Genomic DNA, 20166 nt, shown 5'->3' on the forward strand with positions numbered 1-20166 from the left:
GCACGAGGCCACCCCTTGCAATTCAAGCATTTACGATAGCCCAAAGCCCAGCAATTGCTGGGTTTTCTGACGTCAAATAAAAAACGCCCAGGTTCTTTCGAGCCTGGGCGTTTTTGTGTGCGGTGTTACCAGGGCATCACGAACGATGGAGAATCGCCGAACCCCATGACAGACCCACACCAAAGCCACTGATGGCGACACGCTTCCAGCTGCCGTCCATCATGTGCTTTTCCAGCAGCAACGGAATGCTCGACGACACGGTGTTGCCGGTCTCGACCATGTCCTTGATGAATTTCTCTACCGGTGCATCTTCAAAACGACGAGCCACGGCATCGACAATCGCCGCACTGCCCTGGTGAATGCAGAATGCGTCGATCTCGTTGGCCTTGAGGTCCGATTCGTTGAGCAGCTCGTGCAAATGTGCCGGCACCTTGAGCAACGCGAAGTTGAACACCTGACGACCGTTCATGAAGAACACGCCATCGCTGACCTTCAAGTGCGGTGCGCCGGAACCGTCGGTGCCGAACTTGGACTTACCCAGCAACCACGGCGCGTCTTCGCCCATCCAGGTGGCGGTGGCAGCGTCGCCGAAGAGCATGGTGGTGTTGCGATCTTCCGGGTCGACGATCTTCGAATACGGGTCGGCGGTGATCAACAGGCCGTTTTTCAGGCCCGTGGCCTCCATGAAGCCCTTCATCGCATAGATGCCGTAGACATAGCCGGAGCAGCCCAGGGAGATATCGAACGCGGCCACATGAGTGGGCAGGCCCAATTTGTCCTGGACGATGGCTGCCGTGTGGGGCAAGCCCTCTTCGTCGCCGTTCTGGGTCACGACGATCAGCGCGTCGATGGATTCACGCTTCAACTGCGGGTTGTTGGCAAACAAAGCGTTGACCGCCTCGACGCACAGGTCGGAGGTTTCCTGCGTAGCGTCCTTGCGCGGCAGGAACGCCGACCCGATCTTGCCAATGATGAAATCTTCATCCTTGGCGAATTTGGCGCCCTGGGCGTAGTTATCCACCCCGTCTGCCGGCACGTAACTGGCGATGCTTTTTATGCCAATCATTGTGGCTTCCCAATACTAAATAGCTGGAGAACACCCCTCGGACTGCGCCTGGAGTGCTGACAATAAAGGGGAAAACCCCGTAAAAATTTCGCTGAAAGCCGCCCTGCAAGGACCCTGTGACGACTTATCCTTTTCACACGATACAGTGAAGATGCGCTTTATGACTCACAGGTCACTCAATTTTGTGCGCTTTATGCAAAACCCGGCAACATTCCAGGCCCCAGAAACGACAACGGCCCACCCTGTTTGCCAGGGTGGGCCGTTTTTTCCAACACTGATTACATGCGGCTGAACAGGCTCAACTGAGAGATTTTCACGAAAGCCAACTGCGAGGCTTGCAACATGGTCTGCTGCAGCGTCAGGTTGATTGCAGCCTGCCCCATATCGATATTCGCCAACGACGACATAGTAGAAGTATTCGCCAGGCTCAGGCTGGTGTTCTCATCGCTCTGGATATCCAAGGCATTCTGGCGTGCCCCGATGGAACCGCGCACCTGGTCGATCTGTGCCGTGGCATTGGCGATATTCCCGATGCTGGTGTTCACCACGTCCTTGAGCTGGTTCATGGCAACCTGATTGCCATCCACCGGCGTTTCCAGAGCCTTGCGCAGCTGACTCAAGGTATCCAGCGCATTCATATTCTTGTTACTGGTGGCACCGACCGAAAACTGGTCGCCGGCACCCGGCGTACCACTAATCCCAAACGTCACCCCGGCGGTGGTGATCGAAGTCGCGCCAGCAGCGATGGTGCCACTGGCAATAGCCTTGCTGTTGGCACCATAGGGCTGGGCGAACACTTGATAATCGGTGCCGCTGGTGAATTTAATGACCGCACCCGCGTTGGGAAAGGTGCTGGCATAAGCGGCCTGGTCCGTGACGCTGCCACCGCTCAGTTGTGCCGTAGATGCATTGCTGGCGGTGCGCGAAACACTGAAGGTATCCGGCTTGCTTTCCAGCGTGAACGCCTTGCCGACCACCAGCGCGTCCGACGCGGCACCTGGCGCTACATTCGAGCCCAGGTTCAGGGAAATGTCGAACTTGACCCCGCGCAGGTTGACGCTTGAACCGCCTTCCTTGCTGGCGTCAAACGTGCCGTTACCGGTGATCTCGGACGTCACGTCGTTGCCGTCCTTGTCGGTTACGCTGTACTGGGTGCTGCTGGCGAAGGTCAGCTTATACGGCTGGCCGTCGGCAAAATTATTGATGTAGTTGGTGCTGGAGGTCACCAGCCCCGCTGAAATCGCCACCGTGCCGTCATTGACCGCCGGCGGCAGCAACGTGGCCTGGGTGCGTCCAGTATTGGACGAGCTTTCGAGCAACGCCTTACCGGTATCACCCGCGGCAATCGACAGGTTATTCGACACCTGCAGGCTCAGCGGTGTCTCGTCACCCTGGTAGGAGTAGGTTCCATCGTTATTGCGGCTGTAGGGCGGCGTGTCAGTCTTGGCCCCGGAGAACATATAGTTGCCACTGGAGTCCTTGCTGTTGAGCAAGCTCAGCACATGATCCTCAAGCGCACCTACCTGGCTGGCGAGGGCCTTGCGGTCATCATCACTGAGCCGCTGGTTCCCGGCCTGCAGCGCCAGGCCGCTGGCTGTGCCCAACGCCGTATTGATGCTCTGCAAGACGCTTTCTTCGTTGGTCAGCGAGTTTTGCAGGCTGGTGATGTTGCCGCCGTACTGCCCCAGCATGTCTTTCTGCTGCTGCAGCAAAAGGAGCTGGGCTGCCGCAACGGGATCGTCCGAAGCGGTCTGCACGCGCACACCGGTAGTCGCCTGGTCCTGGGCCTTCACCACACCTGAATAATTATCCTGGTACTTGGTAGAGCTGGTATCGAAATACTGCTGTGTAGAAATACGCATAGTCCCAGCCTCCTTTAAAGGGCGTTAATCAATGTGCTGAAGGTTTCCTGCGCGGCCTTGATGATCTGCGACGACGCGGTGTAGTACTGCTGGAACTTGATCATGTCGCCCGCTTCTTCATCCAGGTTGACCTGGGACACCGAGTTGCTGGCTGCCTTGTTCGCCGCCAGCAAGGCGCCGGTGGCGGCGCTGTCGGTATTGGCCTGGGCTGCCTTGGAACCCACTTGGGAAACCAACCGGCTGTTGGCACTGACCAGGCTCACGCCTGCGTTGCCATCCACTGCGCCGACCGTCGCCTTGGTCTGCAAACCCAACAACTGCTGGGCGTTGCGGCCATCAGAGGTGGCACCGCTGTTGAAGGAGAACGTCGTGCTGTCGCCGTTGGCAGGCGCGCCGGACACGGTGGTGTCGAAGCCAAAGCTCTGGCCGGGAATCAACGCACCACTGGCGTCACGCATCGGCACGTTGACGGTGATCTTGTTGCCCTGGCCCGGGATGATGCTGCCCGTACCGATAGGATTGCCTTGGGCATCGTTGACGGTATAAGGCTGCGTGCCATCCGCGGCAGGCTTGCCGAACACCATCTTCACCGGCATTGAGTTTTCGATCCCGGTGCGCAATTGCGCAGTCGCCGCCCCGCCATTGATATCGATCGGCACGGTCAATGTCGGCTGGGTGAACACGCCGGTACCGGTGTTGGTCTTGCTGGCGTTGCCTGCCAATGGCCCGGCAAACGCGAGCTTGTTCGGGTCCTTGAGGCTGATACCGATGTTGCTGGCACCGGTGGCGGTAGGGCTGACCTTGAAGCTGTCCCCCGCAGCCATCGGCCCCTGACCATCCAGCGCCAGAGTAAAACCATCAATCATCGGCGGCGGCGTGGTGGTGGTATCGAACGACCCCATGGCCTTGCCATCGGAACGCACCACGTTGTACTGGTTGCCGCTGGTGAAAGTGACCTTGTAGTCGAAGGTCGACAGCTTGCTGCTATCGGCAATCGTTACATTCAGGTTGCCCGAGCCCACGCTGTTACCCGAAGCCGCCTGGCTGCGCTGGGAAATAGCTGCCGCGCTGTTGATATCGCTGAATAGCGAAGAACCGAAATCACCGTTCAGGTCCAAGCCCTGCCCCAACTGGCTGTTGACGCTGTCAGCGGTGGCAATGGCAATGCGCCCCAAATCGTTAATGGCCGGCATCAGCGCATCACTGCGATAACGCAACAGGCCGCCGATAGAGCCACCACTGACCACATTGCCGATATCCATCGGCGTGTCACCCATATTGAGCTGGATGGTGTACTGGCTGTTGTCGGTCTTGCTGGGCACAGCCGAAATGGTATTGGCGATATTGCCCTCTACCAGCGATTGCCCCGTACCGGTGGTGATACTGAACTGGCCGTTCTTCTCGGTGGCAGTGACACCGATCAGCTCATTGAGCGAGCGAACGGCCTCGTTGCGTGCATCCAGCAAGTTGTTCGGCGCACTGGTCGACGAACCTTGAGCGCTGGTAATTTGACTGTTCAGCGAGGCAATCGACGACGTCAGCTTGTTAACCTGATCACTGAAAGTGCCCAACTGGCCGTTGATGGTTTCTTTCTGCTGGGTCAACTGCGTGGAAATCGAGTTGAAACGGTTGCTCAGGGTCTGGGCACTGGTCACCAGAAGTTGCCGGGCGGACACATCGCTGGGCGTGGCGGCAGCGGTCTGCAGGGAGGCAAAAAAAGCACTGAGCGCAGCCGACATGCCGGTGGTCTTGTCCGACAGGGTCTTGTCGATGGCCGCAGCCTGGCCCGCGTAGGCGGCGGCGTCGCTGTTGAGCGCGGTACTGCTCTGATAGGCCGCACCCAGGAAATCGTTATAGATGCGCCGCACATCGGCCAGGGTCGTGCCGCTGCCAATGAACACTCCACCGTACTGATTGTTGGCGCTGGCGTTCTGAGTGGTCTGCTGACGCGAGTATCCCGGGGTATTGACGTTGGCAATGTTGTTACTCAAGACCGACAACGACCCTTGAGCGGCATTGAGCCCTGACATCCCGATACTGAGCAAACTCATGATTCAGACCTTATAAATGAGTGGTCGCGCCCGCGGCGGCGTAATTCTGATAACTGTTCATCGTTTTCGCGATCTGCGAAATCTTGCTGGCGTAGTCCGGATCGGTGGCATAACCGGCTTTTTGCAACTCGCGAACAAAGCGTTCCGGGTTGTCGGCTGATTTCACAACTTCTTTATAGCGATCATTGCTTTGCAGCAATGTCACGAGGTCATGGAAGCTGTCCTGATAGGAGTTATAGGAACGGAATTGCGCCGTCTCCTTGACCATCGCCCCATCACGAAACTCGCTGGTGATCGCACGCGCCTGACCGCCCTGCCAACTCTGGCCGGCCTTGATACCAAACAGGTTATGGCTGCTGCTGCCGTCTTCGGCACGCATCACCGATTTACCCCAACCGGTTTCCAGCGCGGCCTGGGCCACCAGGTACTTCGGATCGATACCAATACGCGCAGCGGCCGCCTTGGCCATCGGCAGCATGGTGGCGACAAATTCATCCTGCGAACTGAAGGCTTTCTTCGCCGGCGCCAGTGGCGGCTGGGCAATGGCGCGACCATACACCTGCATACGCCCGCTCGGCACGGCAAAGCTGTGGGCGGCAGTGTTGATCACATTGTCCTCGGCGGCGCTGTTGCGCAGCGGCGCGGTTTTGGCGGCGGCTGTGGCATCCGTGGTCGGCACAATGCCCGCCAGCAGGCGATCGGTCAGCTTGCTCGGTACCGCAATACGGCGCTGGTTCATCAGCTCCATATCATTGGCGTGGGCATTGTTGCCTTCCGGCACCGCCACACGATAAGCCCACAACGGACGCTGGCCGTTGGAGCGACCCAGCGGGCCATCCGCTTGAGTACCTGCCGCAATTTCAGTCGGCACATCGACTTTCTTGACCGGTGCATCCGCTGCCGGGCCTTGCAAGGTGGCCGCCTGGGCGTCCACCGGTTTGTTCTTCTGCATCTGGCGCATGAGCACGTCGGCCAGGCCGATACCGCCGCCTTCGCGCGACATCGAGACTGCCAGCTGCTGGTCGTACATTTCCTGATACTGCTTGGCAGCCGGCGTGTTCAGCGGGTTGTCCTCGCCCAGGGCGTCGGTGGCCGAGCGCATGGACTTAAGCATCTCGCTCAAGAACAGCGACTCGAACTCCTGCGCCACTTTGCGCATATTGCCGTCGCTGTTCTTGTCGCCGACCTTGAGCTGGTTAAGCCGATTCAGGTCGGAGTACGCCCCCGAATCCGCTGTGCTGCTGATCCCGCTCTTGCGCATATCCATGGCCATGGCCTCAGATCACGATCAGGTCGGCTTGCAAGGCGCCGGCCTGTTTCAGAGCTTCGAGGATCGCCATCAAGTCGCCGGGCGCTGCGCCCACCTGGTTCACCGCGCGGACAATCTCGTCCAGGGTGGTGCCGGGGCCGAACTTGAACATCGGCTTGGCTTCTTGCTGAGCATTGACCCGCGAACGGGGTACCACCGCCGTCTGGCCATTGGACAACGCCCCAGGCTGGCTGACGATCGGGTCTTCGGTGATGGTCACGGTCAAGCTGCCATGGGTCACGGCCGCCGGCGAAACCTTGACGTTCTGACCGATCACGATGGTGCCGGTACGCGAGTTGATGATGACTTTGGCGACCGCCTGGCCTGGGTCGACCTCAAGGTTTTCCAGGATCGACAGGTAGTCGACGCGCTGGCTCGGGTCCAATGGCGCCGTCACACGGATCGAACCGCCATCGATGGCCTGGGCCACGCCGGGGCCGAGCATGTCGTTGACCTTGTCTACCACACGCTTGGCGGTGGTGAAGTCGGAACGGTTGAGGTTCAACGTCAGGCTGTTGCCCTGGTTGAAACCGCTCGGCACCGTGCGCTCGACCGTGGCGCCACCCGGAATGCGGCCGGCCGACGGTACGTTGACCGTGATCTTGGAACCGTCGCGACCTTCGGCATCAAAACCACCCACCACCAGGTTGCCCTGGGCGATGGCGTAGACGTTGCCGTCGATACCCTTGAGTGGCGTCATCAACAATGTGCCGCCGCGCAGGCTTTTGGAGTTGCCGATGGACGATACGGTAATGTCCACCACCTGCCCCGGCTTGGAAAACGCCGGCAAATCGGCACTGATGGACACCGCCGCAACGTTCTTCAATTGCACATTCCCCGAGCCAGCCGGCACCTTGATACCGAACTGCGAGAGCATGTTATTGAACGTCTGCAGGGTGAACGGCGTCTGGGTGGTCTGGTCACCCGTGCCATTGAGCCCGACCACCAGGCCGTAACCGATCAACTGGTTGGAGCGCACGCCGGAAATACTGGCGATGTCCTTCAGACGCTCGGCCTGGGCGACTGCACTCAGGGACAGCAACAGTGCTGCCGCCATCAGCTGTTTGAGTTTCAAAATGATCACCTAGAAAGGGAACAGCGGGCTAAGGAAGAAACGGTCGAACCAGCCCGGCTGACTCGCATCAGCAAACGAACCCGTACCCGAGTAGGTAATGCGCGCATCGGCAATCCGCGTCGATGACACGGTGTTGTCGGTGGAAATATCATCGGCTCGCACCATACCCGCAATGCGCACCAGCTCGTCACCGGTGTTGAGGGTCATCCATTTCTCACCCCGTATGGCAATGATGCCGTTGGGCAACACATCGGCCACGGTCACAGTGATCGAACCGGTCAAGCTGTTGCCCTGCCCCGCCGCACTCTTGCCGTTGGTGGCACGGTCACCGGAATAACCAGCGTTCAAGCTCAGGTCGCCACTGCCCAATGGGTTGTTGGTATTAGGCACACCACCGAACAAAGAGGTCAGGCCGATGCTGGTCTTGCTGGTCTTGCCCACCTGCGAGTTGGCGTTCTTGCTGGCCTGGGTCTTCTCGTTCAGGGTGATGGTGATGATGTCACCCACGCGGAACGCTTTGCGGTCGCTGTACAGGTTCTGTTCAAAACCGGCCTGGTAGATCGAGCCATTGTTGGCCGCCGCCGGTAACGGTGTACGTGGCAACACCGGCGCATAGTACGGGTCATTGGGTTTTGGCGTCGGGGCGACACAGCCCGCGAGCACGGCGATCCCACTCAATGCCAGAACAGAAACGTAGCGATTCATGACCCTTACCTCACGGTGCTGCAGGCGCCCTCAAGAGCGCCCCATAGACTTGATTACAGATTCTGCGTAACGAACGAAAGCATCTTGTCGGCAGTGGAAATCACCTTGGAGTTCATCTCGTAGGCGCGCTGGGTGGTGATCATGTTGACCATCTCCTCAACGGTGCTGACGTTGGAGGTTTCCAGTGTGCTTTGCAGGGTGGTGCCAAAGCCGTTCAGGCCCGGAGTGCCGATTTGCGGCGCGCCGCTGGAAGCGGTTTCCAGGAACAGGTTGCCACCTATGGCCTGCAAGCCGGCCGGGTTGATGAAGTCTGCGGTTTGCAGGTTGCCGATCACCTGCGACGCCGGGTTGCCGGCCACGGTGATGGACACGGTGCCGTCGTTGCCCACGGTGAAGGTCTTGGCATTGGCGGGAACCACCACGGCCGGCTCCAGCGCGAAACCGTTGGCGGTGACGATCTGGCCGTTGGAATCGAGGTGGAAGGTACCATCACGGGTGTAGGACGTGGTGCCGTCGGGCTGCAGGATCTGGAAGAACCCACGGCCGTTGATGGCCATATCCAGTGGCTGACCGGTTTGTTGCAGGTTACCGGCGTTGAAGTTCTTCTGGGTGCCCACGATCTGCACACCGGTACCCAGTTGCAGGCCCGACGGCAGTTCGCTGTCCTGGGTCGATTGAGCACCCGGCTGGCGTTTGATCTGGTAGAGCAAGTCCTGGAACTCGGCGCGATCACGTTTGAAGCCCGTGGTCGACACGTTGGCCAGGTTGTTGGAAATGGTGGTCAGGTTGGTGTCCTGGGCGGACAGACCTGTTTTGGCAACCCATAGAGCCGGAAGCATGTTGTTCTCCTTCGTGCGCCTGTTTGTTGGCGCCGCGTTGCAAAATTAGTCGTCGGTCGTCGCCGGCTTCAGCTCATCGACAGAACGCGAGTCATGGCCTGATCGTCTTCCTTGGCGCTGTTCATCATCTTGATGTGCAGCTCGAACTGTTTGGAAAGCGCCAGAACCGAGGTCATTTCTTCCACCGCATTGACGTTGCTCGCCTGCAAAAAGCCCGAGGTCAGCCTGACGTTCGCGTCGGCCTGGGCCGGCTTGCCGTCTTTGGTGTGGATGGTGCCATCGAGGGTTTTGGTCATGTTCTTGAGGTCGGGATGAACCAGCTTGATACGGTCCACTTCGGCCATCACTCGCGGGCCTTCGCCCATGGCACGGATGCTGATGGTGCCATCAGCGCCTACTTCGATTTTCTGCTGGGGCGGCACGGCAATCGGGCCACCGTTGCCCATGATCGGCATACCGTTGCCGGCACGCAGCACGCCCAGCGCATCCACATTCATGCTGGCGCTGCGCACGTAGGCTTCGCCGCCGTCCGGAGTTTGCACGGCCATCCAGCCGTCGCCGCTGACGGCCACATCCAGGTCGCGGCCGGTTTCAATCATGGCGCCCGGGGAAAAGTCGGTGGCAGGTCGCTCAGTCAATGCGAACGCCCGCGCGGGAAAGCTGTCACCGAACACCGGCATCGAACGCGCCTGCTCCAGGTCACGCTGGAAACCGTTGGTGGAAATGTTCGCCAAGTTGTTGGCATGGGCCTTCTGCGCCAGTGCATTCTGGCTGGCGCCGGTCATTGCCACATAAAGGTACTTGTCCACGCTCTTTCCTCTTTCTGACGGACGCTTGCCGCCCACCGCTGTACTGAGGAGGCTTAAGCAATTTGCGAACCAACTTTTAAAAAGAACAGAAAGTCCAGGCGGGGCGGGGGTTTTCCGGGGGGACTTGAAAATTCAAGGTCAGGAAATAGTCGAAAAAACGGCGGACTACTGCCGCCCGCGGCAAACCCCAGCTTGCCTGATGCCGCCGGCTAAGATCTTCTGTAGGAGCGAGCTTGCTCGCGAAAAACGTCAGCGATAACGCGTGCTGCCTGAATGAACGTGGTGCCTTTGGGTTTTTCGCGAGCAAGCTCGCGCCTGCACACGGTGGCATCAGGACTTGAGGATTGCGTAATCGCGCAATTTATTGGCGATGGTGGTGTGGGACACGCCCAACCGCTTGCCCAATTGCCGACTGCTGGGGTGCTCGGCATACAGGCTTTCCAACACCGCTTTCTCGAACCGCCCGACAATCTCCTCCAAGCCGCCCTCTAGGGAAAAATCGCCAAGCGGCTGACGCACGCCGTAGTCCGGCAAACGAATGTGTTCGGCTTTGACCGTGCCGCCCTCGCACAACGACACCGCCTGGAACAGCACGTTTTCCAACTGACGCACATTGCCTGGCCAATGGTAGTGACTCAGACGATCCATCGCGGCGGGGGCCAGCTTGGGCAAGGGGCAACCGATCTGCCGGCTGGCCTGATCGAGGAAGTGATCAACCAACGGCGCCAGGCCGTCGAGGCATTCGCGCAGCGGTGGAATGTGCAGGGACAGCACGTTGAGACGGTGGTAAAGGTCCTGGCGGAATTCGCCACGGGCACACAGCTCGGACAAGTCCAGTTGGGTGGCGCAGATCACGCGTACATCCAGGTACACCTCTTCATCACTGCCTACGCGGCGGAAGCAACCGTCCTGCAGAAACCGCAGCAGTTTCACCTGCAAGCGCGCACTCATTTCCCCCACCCCATCGAGAAACAGCGTGCCGCCCGCGGTCAGTTCCAACAGCCCCAGCTTACCTTCGGCCCGTGCGCCTTCAAACGCGCCAGGGCCGTAGCCGAACAGTTCGGTCTCGGCCATCGACTCCGGCAGGCCTGCGCAGTTGAGCGCCATCAGCGGCGACTGACCACGCGGGCTGGCCAGGTGACAAGCACGGGCGAGCAGCTCTTTACCGGTGCCGGTTTCCCCTTCTATTAATAGAGGCGCATCCAACGGTGCCATGCGCCGGGCTTCACGCACTACAGCCGCCATGACCTTGGAGCTTTGGAAAATACTGTCGAAGCCGCGCAGTTCCTGCTTGCGCACGTTGTAGATACGCTCACCGACACGGTCGGCGCGGTGCAAGGTCAACACCGCGCCGGCCATGGCCTCGCTGTCATCATGCTCGGACGATTGCAGCGGCGCGATGTCCGCCAGAAACACGTCGCCCTTGACCTTGACCCGCAGGCCGTTGATCCGCGACTTGCTGGCGCGCACCAACTCCGGCAAATCGAAGTCTTCGGCGTAACGCGACAACGGTATGCCCGGTACCTCGTCCACCCGCACCCCGAGCAACTGCGCAGCGGCGCGGTTGGCGGCGACGATGGAGCCGCCCATGTCGATCGACAACACCGGAAACTCAAGGGCACCGAGCAGCGCATTGAGCTCCATGTGCCGCCGCTCGCTGGGCATCAGCCCAACCCGCTTGACGCCAAACACCCCGGCAATCGCTTCGAATTGGGGACGCAGCGCCTGGAACTGCATGTTCACCAGGTTCGGGCAAAACAGATAAATCGCGTTGCCCTGCTCACCGCCGACCTCGCCCTTAGCGACGTTGACGCCGTACTCCACCAGCAGGTTGAGAATGTCCCGCAGAATGCCGATACGGTTTTGGCAGTGCACTTTGATACGCATGAAAAGGCCCGAAAAGTGGGAAGGCGCCGCGTCTTTTTGTCGCTCGGCGTAGATAGTCGTCAAGATTATGTGACAGCTTGCGCGCATTTCACAGCCCAGCGTACAGATTGGCCTTACAGGCGTAACGAATACTTTACGAAAACCAGTATATTTTCCTACACACTACCGCTGGAGGTAGATGGAATCCGGCGCGCATCGGGTTATCAATAAGCTCATCGCAGGACATAACAAGAACGAATGCCTAGCAGGAGAGCCGTATGAAGCAGACGCAATACGTGGCCCGCGAGCCCGATGCGCAAGGTTTTATCCACTACCCGCCGGAAGAACACGCGGTGTGGAATACCCTGATCACACGCCAGTTGAAAGTGATCGAGGGCCGCGCCTGCCAGGAATACCTGGACGGCATCGACAAGCTCGGCCTGCCGCTGGATAGGATCCCGCAACTGGGTGAGATCAATACCGTGCTGGCCGAAACCACCGGCTGGCAAGTTGCACGCGTGCCGGCCTTGATCCCCTTCCAGACCTTCTTCGAACTGCTCGCCAGCAAGCAGTTTCCGGTCGCGACCTTTATTCGTACCCGCGAAGAACTGGACTACCTGCAAGAGCCGGATATTTTCCACGAGATCTTCGGCCACTGCCCGCTGCTGACCAACCCTTGGTTCGCCGAATTCACCCACACCTACGGCAAGCTCGGCCTGGCGGCCACCAAAGAGCAACGGGTGTACCTGGCGCGCTTGTATTGGATGACCATTGAGTTCGGCCTGGTGGACACGCCCCAAGGTCGGCGCATCTACGGTGGCGGCATTCTGTCTTCGCCCAAGGAGACGGTATACAGCCTGTCGGACGAGCCCGAGCATCAAGCCTTCGACCCGCTGGAAGCCATGCGCACACCGTACCGTATCGACATCCTGCAACCGCTGTATTTTGTGCTCCCCGAACTCAAGCGCCTGTTCGAAGTAGCGCAGGAAGACATCATGGGCATGGTTGAACGAGGGATGCAGCTTGGCTTGCACGCGCCGAAATTTCCTCCCAAACCAAAGGCTGCTTGAACCGTGCCTTTTTAGGCCAGGTGAGTCTGTTCCCTGGCCACGCGTTGCTTTAGGGTGACGCCACTGACGACCGTTTTTTTCAAACTCGAATTCAGGACACTTACATGACCACCTTGAACCAAGCCCACTGCGAAGCCTGCCGCGCCGACGCCCCGCAAGTCAGCGATGAAGAGCTGCCGGTACTGATCAAGCAGATCCCCGACTGGAACATCGAAGTGCGCGACGGTGTGATGCAGCTGGAAAAGGTTTTCCTGTTCAAAAACTTCAAATTCGCCCTGGCCTTTACCAATGCCATGGGTGAAATCTCCGAAGCTGAAGGCCATCACCCAGGCCTGCTCACCGAATGGGGCAAAGTCACCGTGACCTGGTGGAGCCACTCCATCAAGGGCCTGCACCGCAACGACTTCATCATGGCCGCACGCACTGACGAAGTGGCCAAGACCGCCGAGGGCCGCAAGTAATGCACTTCGATGCGATTGGCCGCGTGCCCGGCGACCCGATCCTGGGACTGATGGATCTGTACGCCCAGGACACCCACCCGAACAAGTTCGATCTGGGCGTGGGCGTCTATAAGGACGACCAGGGCCTGACGCCGATTCCGCACTCGGTAAAACTGGCCGAGCAACGCCTGGTGGACACACAGACCACCAAAACCTACATCGGCGGTCACGGTGATGTCGCGTTCGGCAGGTTGATCAGTGAACTGGTGCTTGGCCCCGATTCGACGCTGATCCGCGAACACCGTGCCGGGGCCACGCAGACCCCAGGCGGCACCGGCGCCCTGCGCCTGAGCGCCGACTTTATCGCCCAAGCCCTGCCCGGCCGCGGCGTGTGGCTGAGCAACCCGACCTGGCCGATCCACGAAACCCTCTTCGCCAAGGCCGGGCTCAAGGTCAGCCATTACCCCTATGTGGGAACGGACAATCGCCTGGATGTGCAGGCAATGCTCGCCACCCTGTCTACCGTGCCGATGGGCGATGTGGTGCTGCTGCACGCCTGCTGCCACAACCCGACCGGTTTCGACCTGTCCCAGGATGATTGGCGCCAGGTGCTGCAAATCGTGCGCGAGCGCCAGTTGCTGCCGTTGATCGACTTCGCCTACCAGGGCTTTGGCGACGGCCTGGAACAGGACGCCTGGGCAGTACGACTGTTTGCCGCCGAGCTGCCCGAGGTGCTGATCACCAGTTCCTGTTCGAAGAACTTCGGCCTGTATCGCGACCGCGTCGGCGCGTTGATCGTGTGCGCGGCGGATGCCGAGAAGCTCACGGACGTGCGCAGCCAACTGGCGAATATCGCGCGCAATCTGTGGTCGACGCCACCGGATCATGGTGCGGCAGTGGTCGCGACCATCCTGGGTGATGCCGAACTCAAGAAGGTGTGGAGCGGCGAGGTCGAAGCCATGCGCTCGCGGATCGCGCAATTGCGCGCAGGCCTGGTAGAGGCGTTGGCGCCCCATGGCCTGGCCGAACGGTTTGCGCATATTGGCGCCCAGCGCGGGATGTTTTCCTACACGGGCTTGAATGCCGAACAGGTAAAGCAATTGCGCGAGAAACACAGCGTTTACATGGTGAGTTCGGGGCGAGCCAGCGTTGCCGGGATTGATGCAACACGCCTGGCGCTCCTGGCCGAAGCCATCGCCGACGTCTCCAACTGACGATACCGAATCAAAACGATGGGAGCGGGCACTACCTTTCAGCCCGCGACCATTTCCGCTTTCAGCAGTGCCTCTTTCGCCTGCGCATCCGCCAGCCGATACAACTCGATACTTCCATCCCAGTGCTCGATCAACGCCGTGCACGACTCCACCCAGTCCCCGCAGTTGAGGTAATCCACCTCGCCCACCTTGCGAATCTCGGCATGGTGAATATGCCCGCACACCACGCCATGCAGCTCGCGCCGGGTGACTTCATGGGCAATCGCTTCTTCGAAATCGCTGATAAAGCTCACCGCCGTCTTGACCTTATGCTTGAGGTACGCCGACAACGACCAGTAGCCATAGCCATACCGGGCACGCCAGTGGTTGAGCCAGCGGTTCAGGGTGAGGGTAAATTCGTAGGCCGAGTCGCCGAGGAACGCCAGCCAGCGGTGGTAGCGGGTGATTACGTCAAACTGATCACCGTGGATCACCAGTAGGTGACGGCCATCAGCGGTGACATGCACTGCTTCATCCACCAACTGGATATTGCCCAGGATCAGCTTGGAATAGCGACGCAGGAATTCGTCGTGGTTGCCGGTGACATAAATCACCTCGGTGCCGCGCTTGGCCATGGTCAGCAAGCGACGGATCACGTTGGTGTGGGCCTGGGGCCAATACATGCCACCGCGCATTTTCCAGCCGTCGATGATGTCGCCAACCAGATACACCTTGTCAGCGTGATACCCCTTGAGGAACTGCGACAGGTGTTCCGCCTGGCAATCCCGGGTGCCCAGGTGCACGTCGGAAATCCACAGGGTACGAACCCGTTGTTTGCGGCTGGGCTTGGCGGACTCGGCACTGGTCATGGGCTTCCCTCGACGGTGTTTTCGCGAGCTTGCGCCCTGGCGATTAATAGCCCATGACAGCTTTGCGTCAATCTGATGACAGCGCCAGGTAACTGCGAAGCGTTGTAGACTGCGGGCTTGTTGCCCTGGAGACCGCGATGAGACCGACCCTCACGCTGCGCCACTACCTCGAAGCGCCCCTTGCCCATAGCCATGATCATGCGCAGTTGGTGTTCGGCCTGTCCGGGCATCTGGACCTGGAAGTGGATGGCCGTGGCAGCCAGGTGCGCGAAAGCAGCGTGATGATACTGCCCTTCAACACCCATCACGCCTGCGTCAGTCGCGATGGCAGCCACTGCCTGGTGCTGGATGTGCCCACCGAACACTGGCTGCGGCAATCCTTGGGCGAACACGCCGATGCCAGCCGCCGCCTGCTGGATCAACCCATGCGCCTGGCGCTGGACGCACGGCAACACCAGTTGGTTCAATGGCTGGCCCACAGCCCGGTGGATGACCCGTTGATCGTCCAGCAAGGTGCAGTGTTGCTGCTCGCCTGCCTCAATCATTGCCAGGACCAGCCATTGCCTGGCCGACGCCTGCCGTATGCCGCGTTCAATGCGCATATCGAACGGCACGTCGCGCATCCTTTGCAAGTAGCGGACCTTGCGCAGATCGCAGGCCTGTCAGCCGCGCGCCTGCATGCGCGCTTCATGGCCGAATGCGGGCAGACGCCCATGGACTACATCCGCAGCCACCGCCTGCGGATGGCCTTGAAGCTGCTGCGCGAGACCGCCTTGCCCATCGGTGAAATCGCTGACCGCGTCGGTTACAGCTCACAAAGCGCATTTGCCGCCGCGATGCTACGGGAGTTCGGCGCATCCCCTGGGATGTTGCGTCGCTCAACGTAGGAAGAGCCTCGCGATAAAAATCGCGAGCCGCACGACAGACGCCCTCCTCTGCAACCCTCTAGACTGCGTTTCTGTTACCCGTTGGTTCAAAGGATCGCAATGACTCCCCGTTCAGCCCTCGGCGCCCTGCATATTGGCGCATTGATGTTTGGCCTTACCGGCGTTTTCGGCAAACTGGCGGCCGCCTCGCCGGCCATCATCGTGTTTGGCCGCGCAGTGTTTGCGGTGATCGCCCTGGCGGTCTTCGCACGGTTTGCCAGCAACAGCGCCTGGAAAAGCCTGGAGCTGCGCGACTGGCGTCGCCTACTGGTCAGCGGCGTGTTGCTGGCCGCGCATTGGGTGACCTTTTTTATTGCGGTCAAGGTTGGCGGGGTCGCCGTTGCGACCCTGGGGTTTACCGCATTCCCGGCTTTTACGGTGATTCTCGAAGGGCTGATTTTCCGCGAGCGTATTCGCGCCAGTGAAGGGGTGCTGGTTGCACTGGTCAGCGTCGGCCTGGTGCTGGTGACGCCGGACTTCAACCTCGCCAGCGAAGCCACCGGTGGGTTGCTGTGGGGCATCGCCTCCGGCCTGCTGTTTTCGCTGCTGTCACTGAATAACCGCGCCAGCTCCGGGCGGATTCCCGCGGTACAGGCGGCGCTGTGCCAAAACGTGGTAGTGGCCGCCTGCCTGTTGCCCGCGGCAGCGCCAGGGCTGGCGGATGTGCGCGCCATCGACTGGCTCTGGATCGCACTGTTGGGCGTGTTCTGTACCGGCCTGGCCCACAGCCTGTTCGTTGCCAGCCTCGCCGTCATCAAGGCGCGCACCGCCTCGGTGGTGTTTGCCATGGAGCCGGTCTACGGCATCACCATGGCTTGGCTGCTGTTTGCCGAAACCCCAACGCTGCGCATGCTGCTGGGCGGCGTGCTGATCATCGCTGCCATCGTGCTCTCCGGGCTGATGGGCAGTGCCAGCCAGGCCAAACAGCCCGCGACTGCCTGATCTATACTTTAAACATCCGCAACAGTCGGTAGTCGTTCAACGGATAAAAGCCACCTCAACGACAGCCATGGCCTTTTCTGAAGTTGCTGCACGCGAGTGGTCACTCCCTTTACGCGATGCAGGGCTTCATCATGGAAATGTTCATCAGTTTGTTGGTTCAGCTCATCAGCGGTGCCATCGGCGGCAACCTGGCCGGCATGACCCACCAAAGCCTGGGCACCACCGGGCTCAATTCAATGGTTGGCGGCTTGGGCGGGCTGGTGCTGGGCCAGCTTCTCTCCTGGCTCCTCGGCGCACCCGCAGGCGACGCGCTGAATGTTGCGGCGCTCGGCAGCAACATCATCGGGAGCGGCGTCGGCGGCCTGGTGCTGACGTTTATCGTCGGTTTCATCAAGAACAAAATGGCTGCCAGGTAGCCACGCCCCTGGGTCACCGCCCCTGAGGGGCGGTGGCCTTATTCAAGGTGTCCGATCGTTATGACCCAGGTCGCGTTGCGGGTCGATCTGATCGCGCACGCGCTGCTTCAGCACCTTGGCCTCCGGGAAGCCCCCATCCACCTTACGCTCCCAGATCTGCACACCTTCACAGGTAATGCGGAACGCGCCGCCGGTGGCCGGCTCCAGCACCACGCGCCCCAGGTCGTCGGCGAAGGTGCTCAACAACTCCTGGGCCAGCCAGGCCGCACGCAACAGCCACTGACACTGGGTGCAATAGGTGATGACGATCTCGGGTTTGCTTGCAGACATAATTTGAGAGGTTCCTGGCGTAACGAGCTCGGAGGATCGAGTGGCTATAATACCGGCCTTTATCGCTCAGCCTCGAGATTCATGATGCGCCGCCTGCTGTCTTGCCTGTTTCTGTGTCTGCTCCCTCTTCTTGCCAACGCCGTTGAGACGCCACGCCCCAAAGTCGGCCTGGTGCTGTCCGGTGGTGCCGCCCGCGGGCTGGCGCATATCGGCGTGCTCAAGGCGCTGGAAGAGCAAGGTATCCAGATCGATGCGATTGCCGGCACCAGCATGGGCGCAGTGATTGGCGGGCTTTACGCATCAGGTTATAAAATCGATGAACTGGAAAAGCTCGCGCTCGATATCGATTGGCAACAGGCGCTGTCCGATGCACCACCACGGGAAGATGTGCCGTTTCGACGTAAACAGGATGACCGTGATTTCCTGGTCAAGCAGAAACTCAGTTTTCGCGACGACGGCAGCCTTGGCCTGCCACTGGGCGTGATCCAGGGCCAGAACCTGGCGTTGCTGCTGGAAAGCATGTTTGCCCACACCAGCAACATCCGCAATTTCGACAAGCTGCCGATTCCTTTCCGCGCCGTCGCCACCGACATCACTACCGGCGAAAAAGTGGTGTTCAACAAAGGTCACCTGCCTCAGGTGATACGCGCCAGCATGTCGATCCCTGCGGTGTTCGCCCCAGTGGAACTGGATGGCCGGCTACTGGTGGACGGCGGCATGACCGACAACATCCCGTTGGATGTGGCGCGGGAAATGGGCGTCGACATCGCCATCGTCGTGGACATCGGCACCCCGCTACGCTCACGCAAGCAACTGGCAACCGTAGTAGACGTACTCAACCAATCCATCACGCTGATGACTCGTCGCAATTCCGAGGAACAACTCAAGGCCCTGCATCCCAAGGATGTACTGATCCAGCCGCCGCTGGCGGCCTATGGGGTCACGGATTTCGGTCGTGCCAAGGACATGATCGACGCCGGCTACCGCGCCACCCGCGCTCTCGACATTCGCCTGGCCCACCTGCGCCCCGCAGCGCCCGTGGATCCGCAACTGGTGAGTGCGCGCACCCCGGGCGAACGCACGCCGGTCATCACCGCGATCCAAGTGGAGAACGACTCTAAAATCAGCGACGACGTGATTCGTTACTACATCCGCCAAGCCTTGGGTGAACCCCTGAATCTTGGCCGCCTGCAAGCGGACATGGGCACGTTGTACGGCCTGGACTACTTCGAGCAAGTGCAATATCGCGTGGTCAAGAAAGGCCACGACAACACCCTGGTGATCAGCGCACGGGGCAAGCGCAGCGGTACCGACTACTTGCGCCTGGGCTTGAACCTGTCGGATGACATGCGCGGGGACAGCGCCTTCAACCTCGGCGCCAGCTATCGCATGAATGGCATCAACCGGCTCGGCGCCGAATGGCTGACACGGGTGCAGATCGGCGACCGCCAAGAGTTGTACAGCGAGTTCTACCAGCCGATGGACACCGGCTCACGCTATTTCATCGCGCCTTATGTCAGGGCCCAGGCGCAGAACGTTGAACTGACTCTGGACAACGACCCGATCTCCGAATACCGCCTGGAGCGTTACGGTTTCGGCCTGAACCTGGGGCGACAGATCGGCAACAGCGGCGAGATCCGCTTCGGCGTCGGGGAAGCCTGGGGCAATGCGGACGTGCGCATCGGTGACCGCGACCTGCCGAGCATAAGCTTCAGCGAAGGTTTCTATGAACTGAAGTACTCGTTCGACTCCCTGGACAACGTGTACTTCCCTCACTCCGGCGAAGACATCAGCCTGGCCATCCGCGAATTCGAGCCCGGCCTGGGCTCCGACCAACGCTACCGCCAGTGGGAGTTGAAGCTGGACAAAGCCATGAGCGACGGCCCGGACACGCTGATCCTGGGTGGACGTTACGGACGTACCCTGGATAAATCCGACGTAGTGATTTCCAGCTTCCTGCTGGGGGGAGCACGGCAATTGTCTGGCTTTCGCGAGGATGCAATCTCGGGCCAGAACGTCAGCCTGATGCGTGCGGTGTATTTCCGCCGCCTGACGCCACGCTCGTACCTGCCGCTGGACTTCCCGCTGTACCTCGGGGCGTCAGTGGAACGTGGCCGGGCGTGGAACAACGACAACCAGTTCGACAGCGGGTATATCAACGCCGCGAGCGTTTTCCTCGGGTTCGATACGCCGCTGGGGCCGCTGAACTTCAGCTATGGGTTCAATGATGACAAGCAGCAGGCGGTGTACCTGAACCTCGGGCAGACCTTCTAGCTGGCAGGTCAATGACCGTCAATCAAGCGATAGAGCGGACGACGGATAACTTGTGGCGAGGGAGCTTGCTCCCGTTGGACTGCGCAGCAGGCCCAGTTTTTTCAAACCAAAAGCTGGGGCCGCT

Annotated in this window: 18 protein-coding genes; 7 read left to right on the forward strand and 11 right to left on the reverse strand. The window is 60.1% G+C overall.

The features are described from left to right. Positions 1–136: 136 nt before the first annotated feature. The 9 genes from EXW71_RS07260 to EXW71_RS07305 all read right to left on the reverse strand — a co-directional run bounded on the left by EXW71_RS07260 (position 137) and on the right by EXW71_RS07305 (position 11603). Entirely contained in the window at positions 137–1066 is a 930-nt protein-coding gene (locus tag EXW71_RS07260) for a ketoacyl-ACP synthase III (protein ID WP_134656898.1), read from the reverse strand. Positions 1067–1344: 278 nt separating this feature from the next. Further along, positions 1345–2928, reverse strand: a complete 1584-nt coding sequence (locus tag EXW71_RS07265; protein ID WP_134656899.1) for a flagellar hook-associated protein 3 — start codon at positions 2926–2928, stop codon at positions 1345–1347. 14 nt (positions 2929–2942) lie between these two features. Continuing rightward, on the reverse strand, positions 2943–4979 hold the full coding sequence (gene flgK, locus EXW71_RS07270; RefSeq protein WP_134656900.1) for a flagellar hook-associated protein FlgK: 2037 nt from the start codon (positions 4977–4979) through the stop codon (positions 2943–2945). A gap of 10 nt (positions 4980–4989) precedes the next feature. Then, positions 4990–6252: a flagellar assembly peptidoglycan hydrolase FlgJ gene (flgJ, locus tag EXW71_RS07275; RefSeq protein ID WP_134656901.1), complete on the reverse strand. Its 1263-nt coding sequence runs from the start codon at positions 6250–6252 to the stop codon at positions 4990–4992. Positions 6253–6256: 4 nt separating this feature from the next. Next, positions 6257–7366 (reverse strand): flagellar basal body P-ring protein FlgI, encoded by a 1110-nt coding sequence (locus EXW71_RS07280; protein WP_134657869.1) that lies wholly within the window; start codon positions 7364–7366, stop codon positions 6257–6259. A gap of 6 nt (positions 7367–7372) precedes the next feature. After that, the gene (flgH, locus tag EXW71_RS07285) at positions 7373–8068 is read right to left on the reverse strand and encodes a flagellar basal body L-ring protein FlgH (RefSeq protein ID WP_060756053.1); all 696 of its coding nucleotides are present in this window, start codon (positions 8066–8068) and stop codon (positions 7373–7375) included. Positions 8069–8121: 53 nt separating this feature from the next. Then, positions 8122–8907 carry a flagellar basal-body rod protein FlgG gene (gene flgG, locus EXW71_RS07290; protein ID WP_123715567.1) on the reverse strand — a complete coding sequence of 262 codons (786 nt, stop codon included), beginning with the start codon at positions 8905–8907 and terminating at the stop codon, positions 8122–8124. A gap of 68 nt (positions 8908–8975) precedes the next feature. Beyond that, complete coding sequence (locus EXW71_RS07295; protein WP_123715566.1) at positions 8976–9716, reverse strand: flagellar basal body rod protein FlgF; 741 nt, start codon at positions 9714–9716, stop codon at positions 8976–8978. Positions 9717–10046: 330 nt separating this feature from the next. Next, positions 10047–11603: a sigma-54-dependent transcriptional regulator gene (locus tag EXW71_RS07305; protein WP_134656903.1), complete on the reverse strand. Its 1557-nt coding sequence runs from the start codon at positions 11601–11603 to the stop codon at positions 10047–10049. Positions 11604–11860: 257 nt separating this feature from the next. Here EXW71_RS07305 and phhA point away from each other — a divergent pair, with 257 nt between their 5' ends. From phhA to EXW71_RS07320, 3 genes are all read left to right on the forward strand, one after another. Further along, complete coding sequence (gene phhA / locus EXW71_RS07310; RefSeq protein ID WP_123715564.1) at positions 11861–12652, forward strand: phenylalanine 4-monooxygenase; 792 nt, start codon at positions 11861–11863, stop codon at positions 12650–12652. Between the two features lie 104 nt (positions 12653–12756). Further along, the gene (locus EXW71_RS07315) at positions 12757–13113 is read left to right on the forward strand and encodes a 4a-hydroxytetrahydrobiopterin dehydratase (protein WP_003192995.1); all 357 of its coding nucleotides are present in this window, start codon (positions 12757–12759) and stop codon (positions 13111–13113) included. Then, positions 13113–14306: an amino acid aminotransferase gene (locus EXW71_RS07320; RefSeq protein WP_134656904.1), complete on the forward strand. Its 1194-nt coding sequence runs from the start codon at positions 13113–13115 to the stop codon at positions 14304–14306. Before EXW71_RS07315 ends, EXW71_RS07320 begins: the two co-directional genes overlap by 1 nt. A 38-nt stretch (positions 14307–14344) precedes the next feature. Here the strand turns inward: EXW71_RS07320 and EXW71_RS07325 are convergent, their stop codons facing one another. Continuing rightward, positions 14345–15154 (reverse strand): UDP-2,3-diacylglucosamine diphosphatase, encoded by an 810-nt coding sequence (locus EXW71_RS07325; RefSeq protein ID WP_123715562.1) that lies wholly within the window; start codon positions 15152–15154, stop codon positions 14345–14347. Positions 15155–15291: 137 nt separating this feature from the next. On the opposite strand from EXW71_RS07325, the gene EXW71_RS07330 reads away from it, so the two are divergent. From EXW71_RS07330 to EXW71_RS07340, 3 genes are all read left to right on the forward strand, one after another. Beyond that, entirely contained in the window at positions 15292–16041 is a 750-nt protein-coding gene (locus EXW71_RS07330) for a helix-turn-helix domain-containing protein (protein WP_134656905.1), read from the forward strand. Between the two features lie 99 nt (positions 16042–16140). Next, on the forward strand, positions 16141–17022 hold the full coding sequence (locus EXW71_RS07335; RefSeq protein WP_123715560.1) for a DMT family transporter: 882 nt from the start codon (positions 16141–16143) through the stop codon (positions 17020–17022). A 131-nt stretch (positions 17023–17153) separates the two neighbouring features. After that, positions 17154–17438, forward strand: a complete 285-nt coding sequence (locus EXW71_RS07340; protein WP_123715603.1) for a hypothetical protein — start codon at positions 17154–17156, stop codon at positions 17436–17438. Between the two features lie 42 nt (positions 17439–17480). On the opposite strand, the gene EXW71_RS07345 is transcribed toward EXW71_RS07340, so the two are convergent. Then, positions 17481–17768: a SelT/SelW/SelH family protein gene (locus EXW71_RS07345; RefSeq protein ID WP_134656906.1), complete on the reverse strand. Its 288-nt coding sequence runs from the start codon at positions 17766–17768 to the stop codon at positions 17481–17483. Positions 17769–17852: 84 nt separating this feature from the next. Here EXW71_RS07345 and EXW71_RS07350 point away from each other — a divergent pair, with 84 nt between their 5' ends. After that, positions 17853–20042 (forward strand): patatin-like phospholipase family protein, encoded by a 2190-nt coding sequence (locus EXW71_RS07350; RefSeq protein WP_134657870.1) that lies wholly within the window; start codon positions 17853–17855, stop codon positions 20040–20042. Positions 20043–20166: the final 124 nt, after the last annotated feature.

The sequence above is a fragment of the Pseudomonas sp. BCA17 genome (assembly GCF_004519405.1).
Taxonomy (GTDB): domain Bacteria; phylum Pseudomonadota; class Gammaproteobacteria; order Pseudomonadales; family Pseudomonadaceae; genus Aquipseudomonas.

What these genes read in the sequence shown, in the direction of transcription:
- EXW71_RS07260 (WP_134656898.1), bottom strand. Translation starts at nt 1,066, where the DNA reads ATGATTGGCATAAAAAGCATCGCCAGTTACGTGCCGGCAGACGGGGTG.
- EXW71_RS07265 (WP_134656899.1), bottom strand. Translation starts at nt 2,928, where the DNA reads ATGCGTATTTCTACACAGCAGTATTTCGATACCAGCTCTACCAAGTAC.
- flgK (WP_134656900.1), bottom strand. Translation starts at nt 4,979, where the DNA reads ATGAGTTTGCTCAGTATCGGGATGTCAGGGCTCAATGCCGCTCAAGGG.
- flgJ (WP_134656901.1), bottom strand. Translation starts at nt 6,252, where the DNA reads ATGGCCATGGATATGCGCAAGAGCGGGATCAGCAGCACAGCGGATTCG.
- flgH (WP_060756053.1), bottom strand. Translation starts at nt 8,068, where the DNA reads ATGAATCGCTACGTTTCTGTTCTGGCATTGAGTGGGATCGCCGTGCTC.
- flgG (WP_123715567.1), bottom strand. Translation starts at nt 8,907, where the DNA reads ATGCTTCCGGCTCTATGGGTTGCCAAAACAGGTCTGTCCGCCCAGGAC.
- EXW71_RS07305 (WP_134656903.1), bottom strand. Translation starts at nt 11,603, where the DNA reads ATGCGTATCAAAGTGCACTGCCAAAACCGTATCGGCATTCTGCGGGAC.
- phhA (WP_123715564.1), top strand. Translation starts at nt 11,861, where the DNA reads ATGAAGCAGACGCAATACGTGGCCCGCGAGCCCGATGCGCAAGGTTTT.
- EXW71_RS07315 (WP_003192995.1), top strand. Translation starts at nt 12,757, where the DNA reads ATGACCACCTTGAACCAAGCCCACTGCGAAGCCTGCCGCGCCGACGCC.
- EXW71_RS07320 (WP_134656904.1), top strand. Translation starts at nt 13,113, where the DNA reads ATGCACTTCGATGCGATTGGCCGCGTGCCCGGCGACCCGATCCTGGGA.
- EXW71_RS07325 (WP_123715562.1), bottom strand. Translation starts at nt 15,154, where the DNA reads ATGACCAGTGCCGAGTCCGCCAAGCCCAGCCGCAAACAACGGGTTCGT.
- EXW71_RS07330 (WP_134656905.1), top strand. Translation starts at nt 15,292, where the DNA reads ATGAGACCGACCCTCACGCTGCGCCACTACCTCGAAGCGCCCCTTGCC.
- EXW71_RS07335 (WP_123715560.1), top strand. Translation starts at nt 16,141, where the DNA reads ATGACTCCCCGTTCAGCCCTCGGCGCCCTGCATATTGGCGCATTGATG.
- EXW71_RS07340 (WP_123715603.1), top strand. Translation starts at nt 17,154, where the DNA reads ATGGAAATGTTCATCAGTTTGTTGGTTCAGCTCATCAGCGGTGCCATC.
- EXW71_RS07345 (WP_134656906.1), bottom strand. Translation starts at nt 17,768, where the DNA reads ATGTCTGCAAGCAAACCCGAGATCGTCATCACCTATTGCACCCAGTGT.
- EXW71_RS07350 (WP_134657870.1), top strand. Translation starts at nt 17,853, where the DNA reads ATGCGCCGCCTGCTGTCTTGCCTGTTTCTGTGTCTGCTCCCTCTTCTT.